Genomic DNA, 20,411 nt, shown 5'->3' on the forward strand with positions numbered 1-20,411 from the left:
AGTCAACCGCATATGAGCAACCGCAAGAAGCCAACTACGAAGAGTATTGAATACGGCGTCGCCGGTCAGACACCCCTGATTCCCGGCATGAATACCGGATCGTGGGGAAATGAATCGCCGCGACCAACGCCGGTGCGCCCAAAGGCGTCTGGAGGTTCACGATTACAGGGAGTGGGTATGCGAATCAAAGATATTGAAATCTTCTGGCTTGATGTGCCGTTCCATCCCATACCGCAGCGAAACATGCAACGTCAGCAACACGGCTGGCGCATCTGTGAAATGTGCCGTGTCACGGGGGAAAACGGCATGGTCGGCATGGGTGAGACGCTGCCCAATTACACCTGGGGCAAAGTCTCGCAGGCTGCGATCGAGCGTGCCAAAGGCGGCAACGTATTCGAACTTATGTGGGACGACTCGCTCGGAGCCGGCCTGCAAATGGCACTGTTTGATCTGGCGGGTAAGGCAGCCGGCGTGCCGGTTCATCGCTTGCTCGGCCAGAAACACCGCGATCACTGCCCGATCTCCTGGTGGGGAATCGACATGTCGCCGGAGGACTACGCCAGCGAGACGCGCGCCGCGGTCAAAAACGGTTACACCAGTTTCAAACAGAAGGCTCGCCCCTGGTGGGATGTATTCGAGCAGATTCGCCTCTCTGCTGCGGAGGTCGATGATAATTTCAAGTTCGATTACGACTTCAACGAACACCTCGTCAATGCGTCACACGCGCTGCCCGTGCTCCGAGAGCTAGACACCTGGAAGAATGTCGCCATTTTTGAAGAGCCGATCCCACGCGGGGACATCGAGGGTAATAAGCGTATCCGTGCCCAGCTACGCAGTTCCATTGCTTTGCACTATGTCGGTCGCGACGTGGTCTGCAATCTTCACCACGATATGTGCGACGGCTACGTGGTCGGCGGCGGAGCTTCCACCGTCACCCGCGCCGGTCATCTTTGTCAGGAAGCCAACAAGATGTTCTGGCTCCAGCTTGTGGGTACCGCGTGGACTACCACGATGGCGATGCACCTGGGAGCTGTGCTCCAGAACGCACAATGGCCGGCTGTCACCTGCATGAACATGTACGTCGATCAACTGGTGAAAAATCCGCTCAAGGTCGAGGGTGGATTTATCACTGTGCCCGACAAACCGGGTCTTGGTATCGAGTTCGACGAGCGAGCGATGAAGTATCAGGTCAAGGGACCGGAAAAGGCACAGGCCGACGCGATCTACGCCATTGTTCGCCCCAGCGGTCAAAAAATCTGGTACCCCGGTGAGTATGGACCCTATGGATTCTGGACACAGTGCTGGGCTGGCAACGTGCCGATCTGTGAACGCGGTGTGCGTCTCGACACGTGGGCCAATGACGAATCGAAAGAGTGGAAGGCCATGAAAGAGCGGATACTTTCCAACGGGCCGGTATGGGAGTCACCCACACACGGCCCCTCGCGAGCGATCAAGCCTCGCAAAAAGCGCTAGGCAGTCGGGCTTCCAATCTCACGGAAAAACCCGACCGCTCTCCTATTTCACGTAAACCTCCGCAAGGTGGGCGGTCTCTTTTTCAGGGGCTGTGATCCACACGCGCACCGCCCGGGTACTGATCGGCGCATCAAGTGACATATCCGACCGAACAGCCGTATTACCCTTGACGCTGCGTGCTGTTTGCCACGATTTGCCGTCCCAGGTTTGTATGGCGAAATCTTTTCCGATATTGCCTTCAGTCCAGAGCAAGGAAACAGTGGTAACGGTCTGCTGGTCGTCAAACCTCACAGCCCACCAAGCTGGAAATTCGGGCTTGCGGCCTTCGTTGGGGTCGGTTTGATCGGGCATCCATGCGCTCAAGGCAAAACCGTCGCATGCCTCGGCTGCGCCTTCCCAGTAATTCGGATACGAAAAAGGCATGCCTGTATGTGCCAGATTATCTGAGTCAGTGAACGGTTTCAGATCAGGCTGTTGCTCCGCACGCGGAGGTGTTGCGGAAATGGCGGGACAATCCCCGGACACCGCAACCGGAGATGCGCCTGCGCCAGCCTGGTACCAGAAGGATTCCGGCTTTGACCACGGAGTTGAGTTGCCATCTTCGTCAATCGCGCGCACCCGCCAGTGGTAGCGCTGATTCGGAACAAGGCTGGCAGCCACCTTCCAATGAGTGTCAGCGCAATCACCTTGCGTCAACACCATATCCTGCGAACGAAAGAGCATCTCTCGCGCCAGTTGAATCTCATACCTTACCGAGCCGTCTTTCACACCTGCTGTCTCGTTGCTGTTGCTCCATTTGAGTTCAACAGCCTGGCTCGTCACATTTTGATTACCCCAGGGTGAGGCTGGGTGCGGCGTCGCAAGCCGGGTAAATGCGGTACCCGCTTCACCTGCCGGAGGATAAATGAACATCGCATAGGGCGAGCCGGCGGGCAGTTTCGCCTTCACCTGCAGCACGGATGTTCCCGCATCCCACTTTATTTCCCGTGCGTCAGCCCAATCAGCAGCCTTCTCGTCGAAGACCTGCGCTACTGTCACACCGGCCCAGGCAGTCGGCAGTGAAATATCGAGTTGATGCGGCTGACCGTGAAAATTCACCGCATAAATCGCGATCACGTCACGTCCCGCCTGTTTGATCAACAGCGTCTTGACAAAAAGATTCTGCGTGTCGGCATCATTCACAATCGCGGGATACACACGATCGGCGGTGACGAACGCATAACAGGTCCGCCGTACCAGATTCCATGCGTCAGCACCGGATTTACGATGATGTCGCTCCTTGATACCGCTGAGCCAGATGTAGTCGCCGGTGGTCGCCTGCTCGAAACCGGTGTAGCCGAACATATCACCATAAAGAGGATCTCTGGTCTTGAGCCGGTGTGTTCCTGCCGCACCCACTACCCAATCGCCGTATTTATTAATGGGTATCTGGACTTCGGAAAATATGTCGTCCGTCGGTTTCGCCTCCGGTGTCAGCGGGAGAGTGCGGGTGATTGCAAATTCTTTCGACTCGCCGGCACCGCTCGGTAACAGCGAATAGCTGAACATTGCGTAAAGAAACTGGTACGGTGCCGGCGCGCTGTAGTTACGGTCGTAAACACAGGTCTCATTGTTATATGCCTGTTCGTCACCATCGAAACCGGCGGTAAACGTGAACGGCCGACCATCACGCCAGCGATGCGTCGTCTTATCGATCGACGGCAACAAATCTTTCTCCGTTCGGCTCAAGCGATAACGATTCCAGTCGATTGCGATCTCAGGAATCAGCACGTTCGTTCCCATGTAAGGCCGCGACCTTTCCCAGTCCGGCGTCTCAAACTTGCCTCCGGGGTATTGCAGTTCCGGCTGTGCGACGGCCGGACGCGACTTGTCATCATCCATCACCGGTTTGCCTTCCTTTGTGTAGCCGGCAAAAGGAAAGCTGTAATAGTGCGTCATCATGCCGTCGGTCATATCACGCATCGGCATGTTGCGGGCGATTGCCGTGTCGTAAAGCAGGAATCGGATGTCGGGAATCCACCAGTGCGGAGCCCACACCGGAGAGGCAGGATTTTTTTCGTGAGCATAACCGGTCACCTTGCTGAACTCGGTCTGGTAATTATCCGCCCACTTCTTCGCGTCGTAGCCCTGAGCGGCAAGGTTGTCCCCCCACCACCGGCCGAAGCCCTGTCCGCGCGGCCCCCACTGCTCGCAGGTGAAGTTGTAGTCGCTCGAGTATGCCTGCAGCCCATCAATGCCCGGCTTAAGCGCGTCCAGATAGCCATTGGGTTTGATCAGCGCGATCTCGGTGCCGGCTGGAACTTCCGGCGGATTGGCAAACTGAACGTGGATCTTTCCCGTCGTAGTCAGTTCCTTGCCGTCAGGTGCATAGATCACGGGTGTCGCGGGATTGTGGTCAACGTCAATAAACTGCCCCCACGCCTTGGCTCCGTTGGCGAGGTGCCAGATGGAATAAAACGTGGAACGCTTAAACCCCCAGTTCACACGGGCGTCCTCGGCGGCGAGCTTAAGTTGATTGATCGACTCAGGCCCGCTGTAGTTCATGATCTGCGTACCGCCCCCTGGAATGACCCCAAGGAGCATTGAATCGAGATACCAGTTGATGCCCGGGTGCATCACGCTCGCCTGACGCCAAACGTCGAAGTCGAAATAGATGGAGTTTTCGTAACGCGGCAAGTCATGTGCGGAGCAAGGTACAAGCGTGATCTCGCTGATGGTGACGTGACCTGGGCCAGCGTTGGTGATGACAATCGTGTTCTCCGCTTGCGTCCACTCTTTGATAAGCGAATAGTTGGCTTCGATCCGGGCTGTCGGCGGGTGGAGGCCGGGCTTACCTTTCACGTTGTCGTACCGTGTGTCACCACCAAAGGCGTGATAGGGAACCAGGTCCTTACCGTTGAAGCGCACTTGGAGCGAGGCCCCGCCAAAGTCGGCCTCGGAAATATGAATCCTCAGCGCCGCGGAGTGTGCGGACGGTAACGGCAGCTTGATCTCGTGCGTTTCACCGGCGGCGAGCCTGAGCGGTTCGGCAGAGATGGAACAGGTCATACAGAAAAATACGATCACAAATACAGAAACCGTGCGGCGCAGGGTGGACATGGCAACCTCTTTGTCAGAGCTATAGTGGAAGTGACAATACCGACGGATTAACGGTCATGTGATCGCGCGAATAATCTGCCGCGGCGATCTTTACTTTCCTGATCGTGAACTCTTTTTGGGTGTTCCGTAATAGCGGAAGCGGTCTTCTTTAACCGGGTTTTCTTTCTTGTACGCTGCGACCTCAGCAGCGGTCAGCTTGCGGACAAAGGCATTGTCGAAGCTCACCTCACCCGCTTTGCCGTAGCCGTACAAGGTCACGTACATCACGTCGAACTGTTTTTCCTCGCGCATGACATCGCGATCGACATAGTGCGTCCACTTACTGCCGTCCACGTTGGGATAAATGTGGAGTCGCGCGGTGCGTTTCAGCTTCATCGTATGTTTGAATGGATTGACTTTTTCGGGCAGACCGGAGACCCATTCGGACGCGACCTTGTCCTCGGGCATGAACTGAAAACATTCGAGAAACACCTGGGTGGAAAGCTCGCCTTTGATATCCACGCCGATTTCATATCCGGCTCCTTTTTCAGCCTTCATGAAATCACTGCATACGCGTACGCCTTGGTTTTCACCGACAAATGTATCCATCTTGAGTAGAACACCCTGTCCGGTTTTTCCTTCGCCAAGAGAGACTCTCTTGTAATTTTCGACATACCAATCCGCGCTTTCTTCGGTTGTAATCATCTGCCCGCATTGTGGGCAGAAGAGACCCGGCCAAGGCCGAATCCTTCCCCAGTCGTAACCGCAACCATCGCGGAAGTGCTTGTAAAGCAATCCCTTTTTCTTATCAGGATCCTTATATTCGGAGAGGGTAATCACGCCGGTGATCCGCGAGTGCCACCCGACCGGCTCTCCCTGATCATTGGTGCCCTTTTCAAAGTTACCGTTGACGAGCAGGTTTTGTGCGAAGATCGATGAGGCACTTGTCAGAAGAATGACAGCGGTGATCCAGAAGCTGTTGCGCATCCTTGATCTCCCGTCAGGTGAGTATCGCCCACCCATGAGTTCGAGTCCTGTGTTCCACGATCGGGCGGGTAACGCTCCGCCTGTGTTTCCATTCATCCATTAAAGCAGGTGGACCCGTTCACACCCACTGATTTTTCTTTCTCAGAAACCACTCGCCGCTCATGATCGCCAGCAGAGCCACGGCGAAGTACCACTTGTCCCATGCGGGCACTGAATCTTTCTCCGCATTCGGCTGGACTTCAATCTTTCGTGGCTCCAGATGAGCAATTTCGATGATATTCCCCAGATCTGAAGGCTCCAACACCTTGCCTCGTGTGATTTTTGCCAGGTCTTGAAGCAACGGCTTGTCCGGATCGGTTTGCGTAAACTCAATCACGGGTTGAATGACACTAAGCGTAATCTGATCCGTGCCGATGGTCTGCTCGCCGACGCGCGCGACTGCCTGTACGTCGTACTGACCTGCGGTCGGAACATCAAAGACCGTTGAAAACGTCTCCCCGCTGACGCTTGATGACTCGTTGTTTTCCAGTTTTGCCTGCCGCTTAATAGGCCGTCCGTCGGGGGTCGCCACCAGAAAGTCCACGACCGCATCACGGATCACGCTGCCGTCTGATCCTCGCACGGTAGCCATGAGCGTCACACGGTCATTGATTTCGTACTCCACGCGATCAGCGATGACTTGAACCTGTGAGGTATCCGCTGTCTGCTCGTGCATGTCGGGCAATAACCAGTCAATGAGCTGACGCCAGAATACTGCATGTTCCGACTGAGAAGGGTCAACCCCCTTGCCCGCATCAAAACCTAACTGCCAACGCCAGGTGGAGTCGGTGAGCACCATCGCCACACGTCCGTGTCCGACTGTCTGACTGACCACGATCGGGTAATGATTCACATCCGCCGTCGCCAGCAGAACTGTTGCGGCAGGTTTTACGCCTTGCACTTCAAAACGTGAGAGCAGTGGTGCGGCTTTATCCCAGCGACTCTTAACCTTCTGAAAAGCGGGATGGGCGGCACCGTCGGGAGTCAATTCGACCTTGAATTCCTGTTCGATATATCGCGCACCGGGCACAACATTCACCGGCATTACTTGCAACAGTGGCGTCGTGGCGAAACCTTTTGGCCCCATGCTTGCCGGTCCGGCCAGCAGGAGCAGCGCACCGCCTTTATCTACCCAATCCTTAAGTGACGCAACCTGTTGCGGGGTTAACGCTGCCGCGGGCAGATCACCAATAATCACCGCTTTGACACCGGCAAGTTGTTCCGCACTGAAGTTGGCTGCCTCCTTTTTCATCGCCGCGTCGTTGCCATCCACCATGACGCGCTTGTCATCCTGTTGCACGATAGCTGTGAAGCGCAGACTCCGGCGCGACTCCAGCATCGGTTTGATAAATTTGCGCTCCGACCTCAGGCGGTCAAGGTAAATGAGACGATTCACCGGATCTACAACCTCTACCTTGAAGCTTGAAAGGTTGTTTGCAGGGTTCGCCTCGCCGTCTTCCGGCGAGATTCGGACTTGGTATTTATGCTCACCGACCGTAGCTGGCCGGACTGAGAACAACGCCTGACGCTTGGTCTGCTGCGGACTGATCGCCACCGCCGACGTGCTGACGACATGACCGTCTTCGATCAACTCGATCGTCACCTGTCGTGCGTCGTATCCGATACCGACCACAGAGACAACAACCTGTGCGGTGCGGCCGACGATGATTCGAGGATCCGCCGAAACGGAATCGATCATGAGGTCTTTGATTCGCTGTGACGGCTCATCCGTCGCCTTCGCCGCATCACCCAGAGCAAGCGTGTAAAGAGGTACTTTGAGCTTTTCCGCGACTGTGCGCGGGTCCACTCCCTGCGTATTTCGACCGTCGGTCATCATGACGATACCTGCCAGGTCATCACCCTCATGCAAACGAACTGTTTTTTCGAGCGTCGAACCCAGATCCGTTTCTCTTCCCTCCGCTTTCAGCGAGGCGAGCGCGTCGAGCTTGATGGGTGTCGGCTGGTCGTCAAACGAATAGACCGCGAGTTTCGCGTCTTTTGCGACGGTTGCGAACATTTTGCTTCCGGTCAGCAGGCGACGAGCTTCATCGAGGCGTGTGGGTGCATCGGGACTTGATTTTTTCGACATGCTGCCGGAGGTATCAATGAGCACCGCAAGCGTGCGCTGTGTTGATATTTCCGTGGGTTTGGGCAGGCGCATCGGCTGGAGAAGGAAGAAAAGCAGAAGGAAGAACGCAAGCAGCCGCAGTCCGATCGTCGCCAGCGCAGCAGGGGCAAGCGGATTAAGCTGTCGGCGTGCCCACACATAGCTCGCCGCCATCGCCGCCAGACCCGCTAGGACGAGGATCGTGATCACTGCACTGGAAAGAGGCGGATGCCAGTTCATGCGACGCGCACCTCATCGTCTTCTGGCGAAGTGACGCCAATCCCCGCCAGTGTATTTTCATTTCGGCGCGTACCCAGATATTCAGTGCCGGGCGTGGCCTCGACTCGACGGCGGCGAGTGAAGAAGTTTGCCAGTGCCGTCTCACCGATGAAAACCAGAAACGCCGCCAGCAGCAGCCACGGCCAGTATTCCGTACGTTTCACGGTCAGCTCTGAAGATGCGTTGGGATTCCACTCCGGCGTTCCCGGTGCTGCATCATGGAAAATCCGCAGCGGATGTGTACCCCAGACTTTTTTGATTTCATCATTTTTGATGGGTAACAGGATGGATTCGCTGGTGTTGAGGTTTACCGCAAACGCGCCGCCGGTCGCAAAACCTTCATCAGCTTCGACTCGATAGACACCGACACTTTGCGTGTCGCGGTATTCGGCAACCGCAGCACCCTGAGCATCGCGCTGAGCGGTGATCGTGGCGGTCTCGCCATCAGGCGTCGTAATCGTAATTGCGTGTCGGTCAAGCGTACCCGGACCGACGAATCGTACAGGTTGACCCAGCATCACTACGCGAGAACTCAGCCGTTGCCGAGTCATGTAGGCTGTAACACGATCAACCAATGGCACGAACGCGCGACGATAAGGCAGGTTAGACCCGTCGGCATCAAGAGCACCCGTGAATAGTAACACTCGGCCGGCCGCGCCCGCGACGCCTTTCTCCTCTCCACCGCCGCCGAATGTCCCCTCAACAATGTAGGGTGAGCTGTTGGAAAACGACGCGAGCACTTTCCCGCCGGGCTTGAGTGTCGTCGGATCGGCACCCACGAACGTGAAATAGCGAGTGGCGGAAAGATCGACACCCGCGAAGATCGGGTGATCTGCAGCTTCGATCAGCACGCTGTACGCACGAGAGCGTGCTGCATCACCCATCATTCGATCAAGTCGCAGCGGAAGAAACGGCCAGTCCTTGTTGTAGTGCGCGATATCAACCTTATCACCCAACGCGACGACGACACTGCCGCCCGAACGCAGAAAATTTTCGACATTCGTCAGCGCGGAGCCATCCAGACGGCTGACGTTCGCAAGGATCAGGCACCCTCCCTTGCTCAAGGGGGTAGCCGAAAGCTGCACCGGCGTGATCTTGTCCATGGTCAGTCCGGTCGAGCGCGATCGCGCAAAGCCAAGGGCGGTATCCAGAAAATAGGTTTCGGATTGTGAAGGAATGTCGGATGGATCACCATCGACGACGGTTACATGTGTTCCGCCAGTGATGTTCACAGAAAAATAGGCTCGGTCATCAACCGAAAGACGATCTTCCTGAAGCGAGACCATACAGGTATGAACACCCGGCGAGGGCAGCGGAGCGCGAAGCGTAACTTTGTTGGACCCCAGCGGAACCGTTTCCGGGGCGGTAGCTTTTTGCCCATCGACCCACAGAGTCGCCTGCTGACCGCTGGCGGTGCCGTCCTGACTTGCGACTTCAGCCTCTACGGCGAGGAACCCGCCGGCTGTTTCATCACGCACAACCACATTGCGAATAAAGCGATTCCCCGCGCCGCCGGTCGAACCAAGATCGACGATGGTCAAGGGTATCGGCGAAGCGATTTTGTCCACAAATTTTTCTTCCACCACGCGCCGCCAGCCCGACTCCTGCATGTCGGAGTAGAGCATCACCTGCCGCCAGGCATCGCGCTTTTTACTTGACGGCTGCGTACCGGCGGGGCTGCGGGCAGGATGACTGTTTTGATCGTTCGATTCGGAATTCGCCCCGGTCTCCGCATCAAGATTTCCAATTGCAAACGCCAAGGTCAGTGCCGGCGTGACACTCGTACCAAAATCGCTGAGCCTCGCGTCTTTGATCAGCTTTCGCACCAGATCATGATCGCGCGTTGGACGTTCGGTCATTGCTCTTGCCTGCTCGTTAAACACGACCAGTGCGACTTCATCTTCCTGTGAGAGCGATGCGATCTGTTTAAGAGCCAGATCTTTGGCGCGGGCGAAACGGGAACCGACCTCGTTGGCATCAGTTGTGCCGCTCCCGCTTCCGGTCCCGCCGTCTCGGTATCCCATGCTGTAGGAGTTATCCAGGGCGATGACCAGCGTCGTCGGCAAGTTAGGCGGACGAATCCATTCCTCCTCCGTCTGATACGGCTTGGCAAATGCCGCCGCGAGCAGCGCGAGAATCAGACAGCGCGCCAAAAGAACCAGGATATTTTTAAGCCGTGTCCGACGCGCGGACTGCTGCCGGGCGATTTTGAGAAATCGCAGCGTCGGCCAATCGACCGCGGCACTCTTCGAGCGATCCATCAGATGGATCACTACCGGCACCGCGATCGCGGCGAGACCGGCCAACATGATGGGGGCTAGAAAAAGCATGCTTATCGTGAGGTAATTCGCATCGCAGGGAGACCAGAGAAACGGAATGCCCTATGAATTATTTTTTCCTCCGTGTCAGCAGTGCCGTCAGCAATGAGTCGTACGGGGTGGCGGTACTCGCCAGAACGTAGTCAAAGTTGTGTTCAAAACAGCTCTTCTTATACCGCTCGATAAAGGCTGTAATCTGTCGTGCGTACTCCGCAGCCACTTCGCCGCCGTCGAGTGAGACCTGCTCGCGTGTCTCCATGTCGCGGAGCGTCACCATTTTTTCAAAGGGGAATACCAGCTCATCCTGATCGAGCACCTGGATCACGATCGCGTCATGGCCGCGATGACGAAATTGCGCCAGCGCGCTGACAATCTTGTCCGGCTCGTCGAGCAGGTCGCTGATAATCAGCAGTAATCCGCGCCGTTTTAGTCGGCTGGCCACCGCGGTCAGAGCCTTGCCTGACTCCGTGCGTGATGACGGCTGCACCTCGTCCATCGTCCGCAGCATTCGCCGCAGGTGTGAAAGAGAGCGCATCGCGGGAATCTCAGCCACAAGATCGTCGTTAAACATGAACAGCCCGACCGGATCCTGTTGGCGGATCAGTACGTATGATAACCCCGCAGCAAGACGACAGGCATATTCATATTTGGTGATCTGTCCTGCCTTGGGCTTGCGCGGAAACGCCATCGAATTTGAGCAATCAAGCACGATGTAGCCGCGAAGATTCGTGTTTTCCTCGTAGCGCTTGATGTAGTACCGCTCAGTACGGGAAAACACTTTCCAGTCAAGGTGACGGAGATCATCGCCCCGCACATAACCACGGTGATCGGCAAACTCGGTACTGAATCCCTTGAAAGGTGAACGATGCGACCCGACCATCGCGCCTTCGACAACACGCCGCGACATCAATGGCAGCCGCGCCAAAGCGCGAAGCAATTTGGGTTCAAGGAATCGGTCAATTGTCGATGAGTCAAGCTTCAATCAATTACCTGTTCCTATTTTGGTTCCTTGACGACCACCGTTGGAAATCCTTTCCACCCGAGTACGACATAGTTATCCGTAACCACAAGCAGCGTAGCATCGCCTACCGTCTCGCCGACTGACACGCGCTGGGCTGCACCGAGTGCGCCATCCGGACGGGGCCGCTTCAGGAAAGCTTTACCTTCGGCTGGTTCCGTGCTGCTGAGCACAATGCCCTGGAGCGGCGCAGCAGCTTTTTCCAGCGTGGCGGCAAGATCGGCATTTGTCGCGCTGATGGTATCGCACTTTAACGTGAACACCTGCCGTTGAATGTCCGGCATGATCCGGCGCGATTTGGCTTCATAGGAAAATCGTCTTCCATACGGATCCGTTACGTCCTCCGCTTTCGCGTACTTAGCGGCAACCAGCTCGTCGAGTGTCGCAGGGTATTCAACCTTGCTCGCGTAATACTCTTTGAGCTTTTCAGCCAGCACCGCCATTTTGGCGCGGGCGACCAGAGGTTTAGCGGACTCCGCCAGCGCCTGCCGTGAAGCGTCGGCCTTGTCGGGCAAAGTCATTACCGCGGTGAACTCCTGCAAGGCTTCGGTGTTTTGTGCGGTCTTGAGTAATTCCGTCCCGTAGCGGAGTCGAGCGGCAGCGGCCAGATCATGACCCTTATGCTTCTCCGCAAAATCGCGCCAAAGATCCGCTGCATCGCCGGGACGATCAATCGCGTCTTTCCAGGTGTTAAGGAATGTGTCGGTGACAGCATCAGCGCGAACACTGGAGGCAGCGCACAGCAAGGTGCCGATCACCGCCGCGGCTGCGATGCGCCTTGTCAGATTGAAAAACCGCATCATCGTCACTGGCTCACCGCGTACATCACGGTGTTAACGCCCAAGTCGAGCGCGCTCTTGGGTTGGTAGGCGACAGCGTATGGCACCGAGCGAAGACGCCAGCCGACGTTAAGCGAAATCGGGCTGTAAACCACCGCCAGCCGTCCGCCGATCGAAGCCCCTTCGAGTCGCGGCAGGTCGCCGACTTTGCCGTTGTAGCGTGCGGCAGTCGCCTCGGTGTAACCGACGGTTTTGATCTTGTTCTGGATCTGGTACAGCGGATGATTTCCCGGCAGTGCCGCCAGACCCGCTTCACCTTTGAGAACTTTGGCCATCTCTCGGCGGAAGGCGAAGTCGAACTTCTGCCGACCGCAGCAGGCGTCAGCGAACAGGAAACCGCCGTTTTGCAGGTATTGCCGCATCGCTGCGACCTGCCCATCGCTCCAGACGAAATCTTCGTGGCCGGTCATATAGACGAAGGGGAACTTGCTGAGTTTGTCCGCATCTACGGTGACCGGTTCCGTGGCGAAGCTGATTTTCAAAGCGGTGGTCTGGCCGACGGTGTCGAGCAGATTCTGAAGCCCGACAGGATCAGGATTCCAGTCCCCCTCGTGAACGATCTGACCGACGCGGAACTTATCCGTCTTGGCAGCATCGACATCGACAAAGCCTTTCGCCGCAGCCGTTGAGACGCTCATATCACGAGTCGCGGTGGCGTAGGCCATGAAGTTCGCGCCGATTTTCAGGCCGTCTTCACTTTCGATGTAGGTATTGCCTTCGATGGTGTGCGTGTGCATGTCCCAGCCGCAGGAAAGGTCGTGCGGAGAGAACACCAGAGCCATGCGGCAGGCGATCTCGATGCCTTCGATACCGCTGGGGCCCGGACTGCTCAGGTGGGAGATTGGTGTGAAGTGGACGACGCCGGCGTTCTGGTAGTAGCAGTTAAAGATCGGATGGTCAGCACCGATAGGCTTGAGTTTGTGGTCGGGAAAAATCTGCGCGATTTCTGCACGGGCGCTCTTGGCGAACTCCGGTCGGCCGCAGCAGGCGTCGAAGATCATCATTCCGCCCCGGAGCATGTATTCACGCAGGCGGCGACGCTCATCGCTGGTGAACTCAAACGCATGGTGCCCCGTGCGGTAGAGCACCGGAACCTCGGCAGCTTCGAGATCAACCTCGCTGAGCATCTTTTCGTCGTAGGTGAAATTCACCCCAAGGCTGGACTTCATCCAGATGAGCAGGTTGTTGAGGTCATTCAGGTCGGTCGCCCAGTCCTGCTCGGTGCCTGTCTTGATCTTGACCGCGATGACGGGAGGGCGAGGCGGGTTCTTTTTCTCGGTACGACGCTGAGGTGTAGCCGGCAGCGGCAGCGGCGGGATGCCTTCGGCGGCAGATGCCTGAGCGGGCTTGGGCGGCGGCGGTGCGCCGCACGGGCCTGCGTCCCTTACCGCGGCGAGAAGCTTGGGGGCGACCAACGTCGAACCCAGAATTGCCCCAAGGAAGCTGCGCCGACGCCACACCGGAAAAATCGATGCAGCTCCGGGCAACTCGATGCGATTCTCACGTGTGCAACAGGAGTCGGAGTGTTCAGTTTTCATGGGTAGCTCCAATCCCTTTATTGTAGGTCGTCCGCCTCGCGGAACCTCACATAAAACACGAGATATCCAGCATTTTTATTCCGTCAAGGCGAATACCGTTCCGCACTCTTTACACTTGGCACGACGCCCCAGCGCGGAGCGGTTGAACTGGATTTCATTGCCGCAACTAGGGCAATTCGTGGCCAATACATCCGGTGCGGGTTCGACTGCCGGCTCTGCTTCGACCTCCACCTCCGTAACAGGTTCCGGTTCGGCGGCTGGAGCGGCGGCAACCTTCGCGGGTGGTTCGGGGCGACGCTTGCGCTCGGATGGCGGCACGGCTGAAGTTACTGTGGAAGCGGATACTTCAGCGGCAGGCGACGGCCGCTCACCGGCAAGTGCTTTCTGCTCGTCAATCCGCGGCTCAGGGACTGCTTTAATGAGCTGCTCGACAATCGACATCGGCGTCATGCCTTCGGCGTCGGCGGCGAAGTTTGTGAACACTCGATGACGCAGCACCGGCACCGCCACCGCCTTGACATCCGCGATTGAAACATTGGCGCGACCATGCATCACCGCGCGGGCCTTTGCGCCCAGTACGAGATTCTGCGCGGCCCGCGGGCCGGCTCCGCAGTGAACGTATTTTGTGATGACTTCAGGAGCACCCTTGGTCTGCGGGCGGGTCGCGCGGACAAGTGTCGTGACATACGTCAGCACATGCCGCGAAATCGGAACCTGCCGCACCACCTGTTGCAGACGCACGATCTCCGCGGCACCGATCACCTTTTTGGGTTTCCGGCCACCCTTGCCGGTCGTCCGGTCAATGATGATCGGCTCCTCTTTCTCGGCGGGGTAGTCGAGATGAATGTTGAACATAAAGCGATCGAGCTGCGCTTCGGGCAGCGGATACGTGCCCTCCTGCTCCAGCGGATTCTGCGTAGCCAACACGAAGAACGGCGGCTTGAGCTGGTAGGTTGTATTACCCGACGTCACCGACAATTCCTGCATGGCTTCGAGCAGTGAAGCCTGCGTTTTGGGCGGCGTGCGGTTGATTTCGTCCGCCAGCAGAAGGTTCGTGAAAACCGGGCCGGGTACGAAGCGGAACTGCCTTTGCCGCGTCGCTTCATCCACTTCCATGATGTCGGTGCCGGTGATATCGCTGGGCATCAGGTCAGGCGTGAATTGCACTCGTTTGAAGTCCAGCTCAAGCACTTCAGCGAGAGTGGAGACCAGCGTAGTCTTGGCCAGACCAGGCACGCCGACGAGCAAACAGTGACCGCCCGCGAGCAGCGCGGTCAGAATCAGATCCACGACATCAGCCTGCCCGATGATGGTCTGCTGCACCTCAGCACGGATGCGCTGCGTGACGGCCTTCATTTCACGGATGATTTCCAGCGGCGTCGAAGCATCGGTCAACTGAACGGGCGGCGTGTCCGACGCGGAAGGCGGGGAATAGACGATCGGTTTGACGTCACCCGGATCGGGAACCGTTTTTACAAGTCGCTGTACAAGTTCATCACTTGAAATATTTTCTGATAACGCGGTGAAGTTCGTGAACATGCGGTGCCGGAGGACGGGTACCGCTGCGGCACGAACGTCGTCGATCTCCGCCGTATGCCGACCACTCAGAATGGCCCGTGCCTTGGCAGCGAGTACCAGATACTGCCCGGCACGAGGACCGGCACCCGTATCCACATAGCTCTTGATGAAGTCCGGCGCGGACGGATCGCCCGGTCGGGTCGCGCGTGCCAGATTCACTGCGTATTGCACGATCTTTGGCGGCGTCGGCGCTTCACGCACGATCTTCTGCATTCTTACCACGTCGGCGGCGGTAAGAATCTTCGTCAGCGTCGTCCGCTTACGCTCGGTCGTCGCTGCGACAATCGCATTTTCTTCCGCGTGACTTGGATAAGTCACAATCACGCTGAACATGAAGCGGTCGAGCTGCGCTTCAGGCAGCGGATACGTACCTTCCTGCTCCAGGGGGTTTTGTGTGGCGAGAACAAAGAACGGCTGCGGCAACGCGCGAATCTCTCCTCCCGAAGTGACGCGGTGTTCCTGCATCGCCTCGAGCAGAGACGCCTGTGTCTTGGGCGGTGTACGGTTGATCTCATCCGCCAGCAGCACATTGGTAAACACCGGTCCCTGCAGAAACGAGAATGTCTTTTTCCCTGTCGTCGGGTCTTCCTGAAGGACGTTGGTGCCTGTGATGTCGCTGGGCATCAGGTCAGGAGTAAACTGCACGCGCTTGAACTGCATTTCCAACGCATCAGCCAGCGCCTTGGCCATCACCGTCTTGGCGAGACCGGGCACACCGATGAGCAGACAGTGGCCGCGGGAGATCAGTGCTGTGAGCATCTGATCAATGACAACCGATTGCCCAATGACGATTTTGCCCACTTCCTGGCGCAGTCGATCAATGGACTTGGCGGTGGACCCCAGATCAAGCTCGGCCGAACTTGGCGCGAGACTCTGACGGGTGTGTGCGCCGGACGATGCAGAGGCTTCACTCATGAAATCAGGCCGTGAATACGGGTTGTGGTGGGAGGCGGGAGCCGATTCAGTTTACGCGCAGTGACAGATGCAGGCAAAACGCGGTTGATGAGGTTGTATTGCAGGTAATCGGGTTCGCAGCCGCAATTTTGCAATGAACGTCGTTACCAGCCGGTAACGAAAACAGTCGCAATCGGACAGACGATCGAACTCGGCAACACTTTTACTTGGCCGTGTAATCCGCGGAGGGATAGCCTTCCAGATCACCTTTCTTGAGTTTTTTTAACTTCAAAATACCCAGATCCTTGACGCTTTCTCCGATCAAAATCTTCGATAAATCGGGGCTGTAGTGAATCTGGATAACGTTATCGGGGTCGTTGAAAGGCACTTCCTGACGAAGAAGGTGGCGACTATTGGTCGTCTGCCAGGCTTTGCGCGAGTTGGTCATTTCCACCAGGTCGAATCTCCGGATATTGGCGTGGATCAAATTACCGAGCGGATCGACCACCGGCCTCGTGCGGACCTGAACCACGAACATACGAGCCTTCCCTGCATTGCCGGTCATCCGTGAGATTTTTTTGATATTGAAATAATCTTCGGTGATGAAAAACGCCTTTGCCACTTCATCACGGAGCTTTAGCAGCTCTTTACCTTTGAGTAATTCATCATCTTCGGTTGCGAGTGTGATTCCTTCGTAAACATTGCCGACCGTCTTGATGAGCAGATCGTATTCGCCGGCAGGTAAGCCCTCGAATGAAAACTTTCCCGTAGTTGCATCGACCTGAGCTTCGTATGCCGTGTTGGCGGTGGGTTCAACTGCCACAACGGTCTGCAATCCTTCTGCCGGCTCGATGATGCCGGTAAGCCCACCGGACGAGTTGGGATCAGGCGTGTTGTGATATGTCCCTGCAAACGCCAGCACGACGAGCGAAACGATCAAAATCGCAGCGATAGTGATGTGTCGAAGCATCTCGGTATTGTAGGTCGCAGAAGCAGAAAACGCGCACTGCCTGAGTAGCACTTCGCCAACCAAGAGGCGGCGGAAACTCCTATCAATCCTCCCCAAACTCGTAAGCTGTCTCGTGCTTGGCTTCGTCGGCAAACGGGCTGTTGGGGTATTCCTTTATCACGATGTCGAACTGCTTTCTTGCTTCATCTTTCTTACCCATGCGTTTCAAACTCTGCGCCAGACGGAAGGTGATCTCTGGCCGGGCTGGATGCAGCGGATTAAGGTCCAGCAGAGAGGCGAATTCCTTGGCTGCACGCGGGTCATCACCGATCTCCTGAAAATATCGGCCGCGCAATAATGGCAACTCTCCGCCCAGATTCGCCAGCGGAAAGTCCGCTTCCCACTGGAAAAGCTGGTCGCGCAATGCTGGGTATCGCTTCTGCTGGAGGTACGCCATCGCCGTCTCACGGTAGGCCCGCTCCAGGACCGCAGCTTTTTTGGGGTCCATCTGTTTGATCGTGTCCTGCTGAGCCTCGCGATAAGCCTCCGCAGCCAGATCGGGTTTACCTGTAATCCGATATGCATCACCCAGCCGTGCGCGGAGCAACGCACGTTCGCGTGGCGGACGATCGCGATACATCGGAATCAAAATCGCATTGAGCTCATCTTTCTGCGTCTTACCCAGCCGGAAAATCATGAGGTCCGCTTGCTCCGCAGCGGCACAGGTTGCGGCCCAGGAGTCCTTGGCGGTCTTGCTCAATTCCCCGAAAAGCTTTGCCGCCCGTGCGGGATCATCGCGAGCTACATTCACCGCCAGAGCGTGTTTCATTTCCCAGATTTTCGGCCCGCCGCGTTCTCCAAATCGTTTCACAAATGGTTCCGCAATGGGAGCCATCAGTGCCGGCCGTTCGGTAACCGCCATGAGGTCAAAGTAGGCGGTCATCTCCGCAGGATCAGCTTTTGTGTAATCCGCCTGGGCGATGGCTTTTGCGTAGGCTGCGAGGATTTCGCTGTTTCCCGTGCTGATCAGATCCTTCAACACCGTTGGTCGGACGACACTGGTAGCGGTGCTGACGACGAGACCCTTGGAATCAAGCAGATCGAGCGTGACTTTCCATGTGGGGAATGCCGCCGCCGGCGCTACGTAAACATGCTCGATGACATTGGGGTCGGTTTCTTGAGAATCGTACGTCATGACACTTTCGTTCGACGCTTCGTTCGACGCCGAGGCCGGCTTGGTCTCCCAGACGGTGCCATCGCCGAAAGTCCATCGCCAACGCTGGCCCACCTGAACAGGCATCGCGGCTGTGAATGTAAATCGTGTGAAGGTCCAGTCCGCAAAGGCCATCTGTTCCCTTTGTTGAGCATCAAAGACAGCCGGGGCCTTCTGACCGGGGCTTGTCGTCACCGTCGCACTGCCCAGCGTCGCCCAATCACTGTGCTTGAACATGCCCGCCGGAACATTGAACGCGCCTCCGCTGGTTACGTAGCCAAGTACCGCGAGCGTGCGCCCGTCGGTTTGAATGTGGATATAACGGATCGGGTGGTCGCCAGCCTCCAGCGTCACTTCTTTAGCCATCCGCGCCAACCGGAGTGCGTCGGATTCGAGCTGCGGACCGGTATTGGCGATCACGGTTTTGCCGTCGATTTCCACAAAAGCCGCATCGTCATTGGCGGCTATAAGCCGGAGCGTTTTGGTCTCATCAAGGTGAAGCACGCCGGTGAAGATCGTGGCGAAGTTAACACTCGGCCCGAAGGGATTATGAGCGAAGTTGATCTCCTCGATCAGAGCTGCACCCATCGATTTGCTAGCGCCCAGTGATTCGGCAAGATCGCCTGCATTCCGAAACGCGCGGCGGGTAAACGGGTACGTCTGCATCAACAGACTCGGCGTGATCTCCGCGCCGGGTTTGGCGACGGTGAGCGGCTTGGAACTGTATTGCACGGAAAGAGGCACGGACTGATCCTTGAAATCCACCGCGATCAGTGTCGTACCGTCGGGATCATGACTCATCAGTCGATACGGAACAGCCTTACCCGCTGAGTCAATCACCGCGATGTTTTTGCCGAGCTTGTCCGCGAGGCCGCCGGTGTAAAACTGCACCAGCACGACACCGGTCCCGGATGCCTGGATCTCGCGTGTGACGACCTGCGCGAAAGCTGATACGGAAAAAATCGCTACCAGCACGATGGTCAGGAGAATGGAGCGGCGCACGAAGTATTCCGGAGGGTTGGGGGATTTCAAGGCCGACAATGGAACTCTAACGGACTTAAGTCGCCGGGCAAGCTCCAGGAAAGAAACAGCCACAAAATACCGATTATTCTGATAGATGGCTGACTGCATTACTTTTAGTCTTGTATCAGCAGAAATCGTACTTACACTTAATCAGTACTCCAATCGTCCCCGGCTGAGATTGCCGCAGCAATCATCTGAGAATCTTTATGAAAGTTCGCAGAATCAACTTGGCTCGTCCGGCATTCACACTCGTGGAAGTGCTCGTGGTGATCGCGATCATTGCATTACTGATCGCGTTGTTGCTGCCATCACTCTCCAAGGCACGCGAGACCTCCCGACGCATTCTTTGTGGAAACGGTTTGCGGCAAATTTATGCCGGCATCAGGCAATACGCGGATCACAATAAAGGCTGGATGTTCACACACTGGGGTTCGTACCAGGATCCCGGCAACGCTCGCTATACCGAAGGATCACCCACCTACCTGCCTCCCGAAAAACGAACCCCCTTCCCGGCAGCGAATAGCACTATGCCTGCCCCAGGCGGTGAATGGGACTCGCTGGGCGGCCCCAAAGGCGGTGGCGGCTTCTATGACGGCCTGTATCCGTACTACATCTCAACAGGAAAAGTTTTTGATTGTCCGAGTGCCCCCTTTTATTCGTGGATTGACTTCGGCTATTACAACGGCTGGCAATCTGCGACCAAGTTTGAGACCTCAATGGGTCGCTACCTTCGCGGCGAGGTAGCAGGGGTGCAGTATTGGAATCACTACCTCGGCGCGGTGTACGGACGCATCGATGCGCCATACAAGTCATATGGTCAGGCCTTCTGGGATTCCTACTTCATTCAGGGTTACTACCCCTACGCATCCTCGTATATGTCACCGGTTGGCGCGCTGATGTGGGACGTAGGCAGCCGCGGATTCTGGCTTGGTGCGACAGGTACTGTCACACAGGGCAATCACCGGGTGGGCGGGAATGACCTGTACGTTGATGGTCACGTCCAATGGCGGAATTACCCGTGGATGGTCAATGTCCCCTGGTAGCCGTGTCAGCGGGCTTTTAGGACAAATCGATCACA

12 protein-coding genes are annotated in these 20,411 nt (G+C 56.7%); 2 read left to right on the plus strand and 10 right to left on the minus strand.

What is annotated here, in order from left to right:
- Positions 1-12 precede the first annotated feature (12 nt).
- Positions 13-1,473 (plus strand): hypothetical protein, encoded by a 1,461-nt coding sequence (locus IT444_00535; GenBank protein ID MCC7191240.1) that lies wholly within the window; start codon positions 13-15, stop codon positions 1,471-1,473.
- A 42-nt stretch (positions 1,474-1,515) separates the two neighbouring features.
- Here IT444_00535 and IT444_00540 read toward each other — a convergent pair whose 3' ends face one another.
- The 10 genes from IT444_00540 to IT444_00585 form a co-directional block, all read right to left on the minus strand.
- Entirely contained in the window at positions 1,516-4,572 is a 3,057-nt protein-coding gene (locus tag IT444_00540) for a discoidin domain-containing protein (protein ID MCC7191241.1), read from the minus strand.
- A gap of 90 nt (positions 4,573-4,662) precedes the next feature.
- Entirely contained in the window at positions 4,663-5,538 is an 876-nt protein-coding gene (locus IT444_00545; GenBank protein MCC7191242.1) for a hypothetical protein, read from the minus strand.
- Between the two features lie 118 nt (positions 5,539-5,656).
- On the minus strand, positions 5,657-7,924 hold the full coding sequence (locus IT444_00550; GenBank protein MCC7191243.1) for a hypothetical protein: 2,268 nt from the start codon (positions 7,922-7,924) through the stop codon (positions 5,657-5,659).
- The gene (locus IT444_00555) at positions 7,921-10,293 is read right to left on the minus strand and encodes a BatA and WFA domain-containing protein (GenBank protein ID MCC7191244.1); all 2,373 of its coding nucleotides are present in this window, start codon (positions 10,291-10,293) and stop codon (positions 7,921-7,923) included. The genes IT444_00550 and IT444_00555 overlap by 4 nt, the downstream gene beginning before the upstream one ends.
- Before the next feature lie 58 nt (positions 10,294-10,351).
- The gene (locus IT444_00560; GenBank protein ID MCC7191245.1) at positions 10,352-11,263 is read right to left on the minus strand and encodes a DUF58 domain-containing protein; all 912 of its coding nucleotides are present in this window, start codon (positions 11,261-11,263) and stop codon (positions 10,352-10,354) included.
- Positions 11,264-11,277: 14 nt separating this feature from the next.
- A complete protein-coding gene (locus tag IT444_00565; GenBank protein MCC7191246.1) occupies positions 11,278-12,102 on the minus strand; it encodes a hypothetical protein in 825 nt (274 codons plus the stop codon).
- A gap of 2 nt (positions 12,103-12,104) precedes the next feature.
- Positions 12,105-13,676, minus strand: a complete 1,572-nt coding sequence (locus IT444_00570; protein ID MCC7191247.1) for a DUF4159 domain-containing protein — start codon at positions 13,674-13,676, stop codon at positions 12,105-12,107.
- Positions 13,677-13,751: 75 nt separating this feature from the next.
- Entirely contained in the window at positions 13,752-16,169 is a 2,418-nt protein-coding gene (locus tag IT444_00575; protein MCC7191248.1) for a MoxR family ATPase, read from the minus strand.
- Positions 16,170-16,371: 202 nt separating this feature from the next.
- Positions 16,372-17,118, minus strand: coding sequence for a carboxypeptidase regulatory-like domain-containing protein (locus tag IT444_00580; protein ID MCC7191249.1), 747 nt, complete (start codon positions 17,116-17,118; stop codon positions 16,372-16,374).
- Positions 17,119-17,200: 82 nt separating this feature from the next.
- Positions 17,201-19,342, minus strand: a complete 2,142-nt coding sequence (locus IT444_00585; protein MCC7191250.1) for a tetratricopeptide repeat protein — start codon at positions 19,340-19,342, stop codon at positions 17,201-17,203.
- A gap of 197 nt (positions 19,343-19,539) precedes the next feature.
- On the opposite strand from IT444_00585, the gene IT444_00590 reads away from it, so the two are divergent.
- Entirely contained in the window at positions 19,540-20,376 is an 837-nt protein-coding gene (locus IT444_00590) for a prepilin-type N-terminal cleavage/methylation domain-containing protein (protein MCC7191251.1), read from the plus strand.
- Positions 20,377-20,411: the final 35 nt, after the last annotated feature.

It is taken from the genome of Phycisphaeraceae bacterium (assembly GCA_020851465.1).
Classification (GTDB): domain Bacteria; phylum Planctomycetota; class Phycisphaerae; order Phycisphaerales; family Phycisphaeraceae; genus JADZCR01.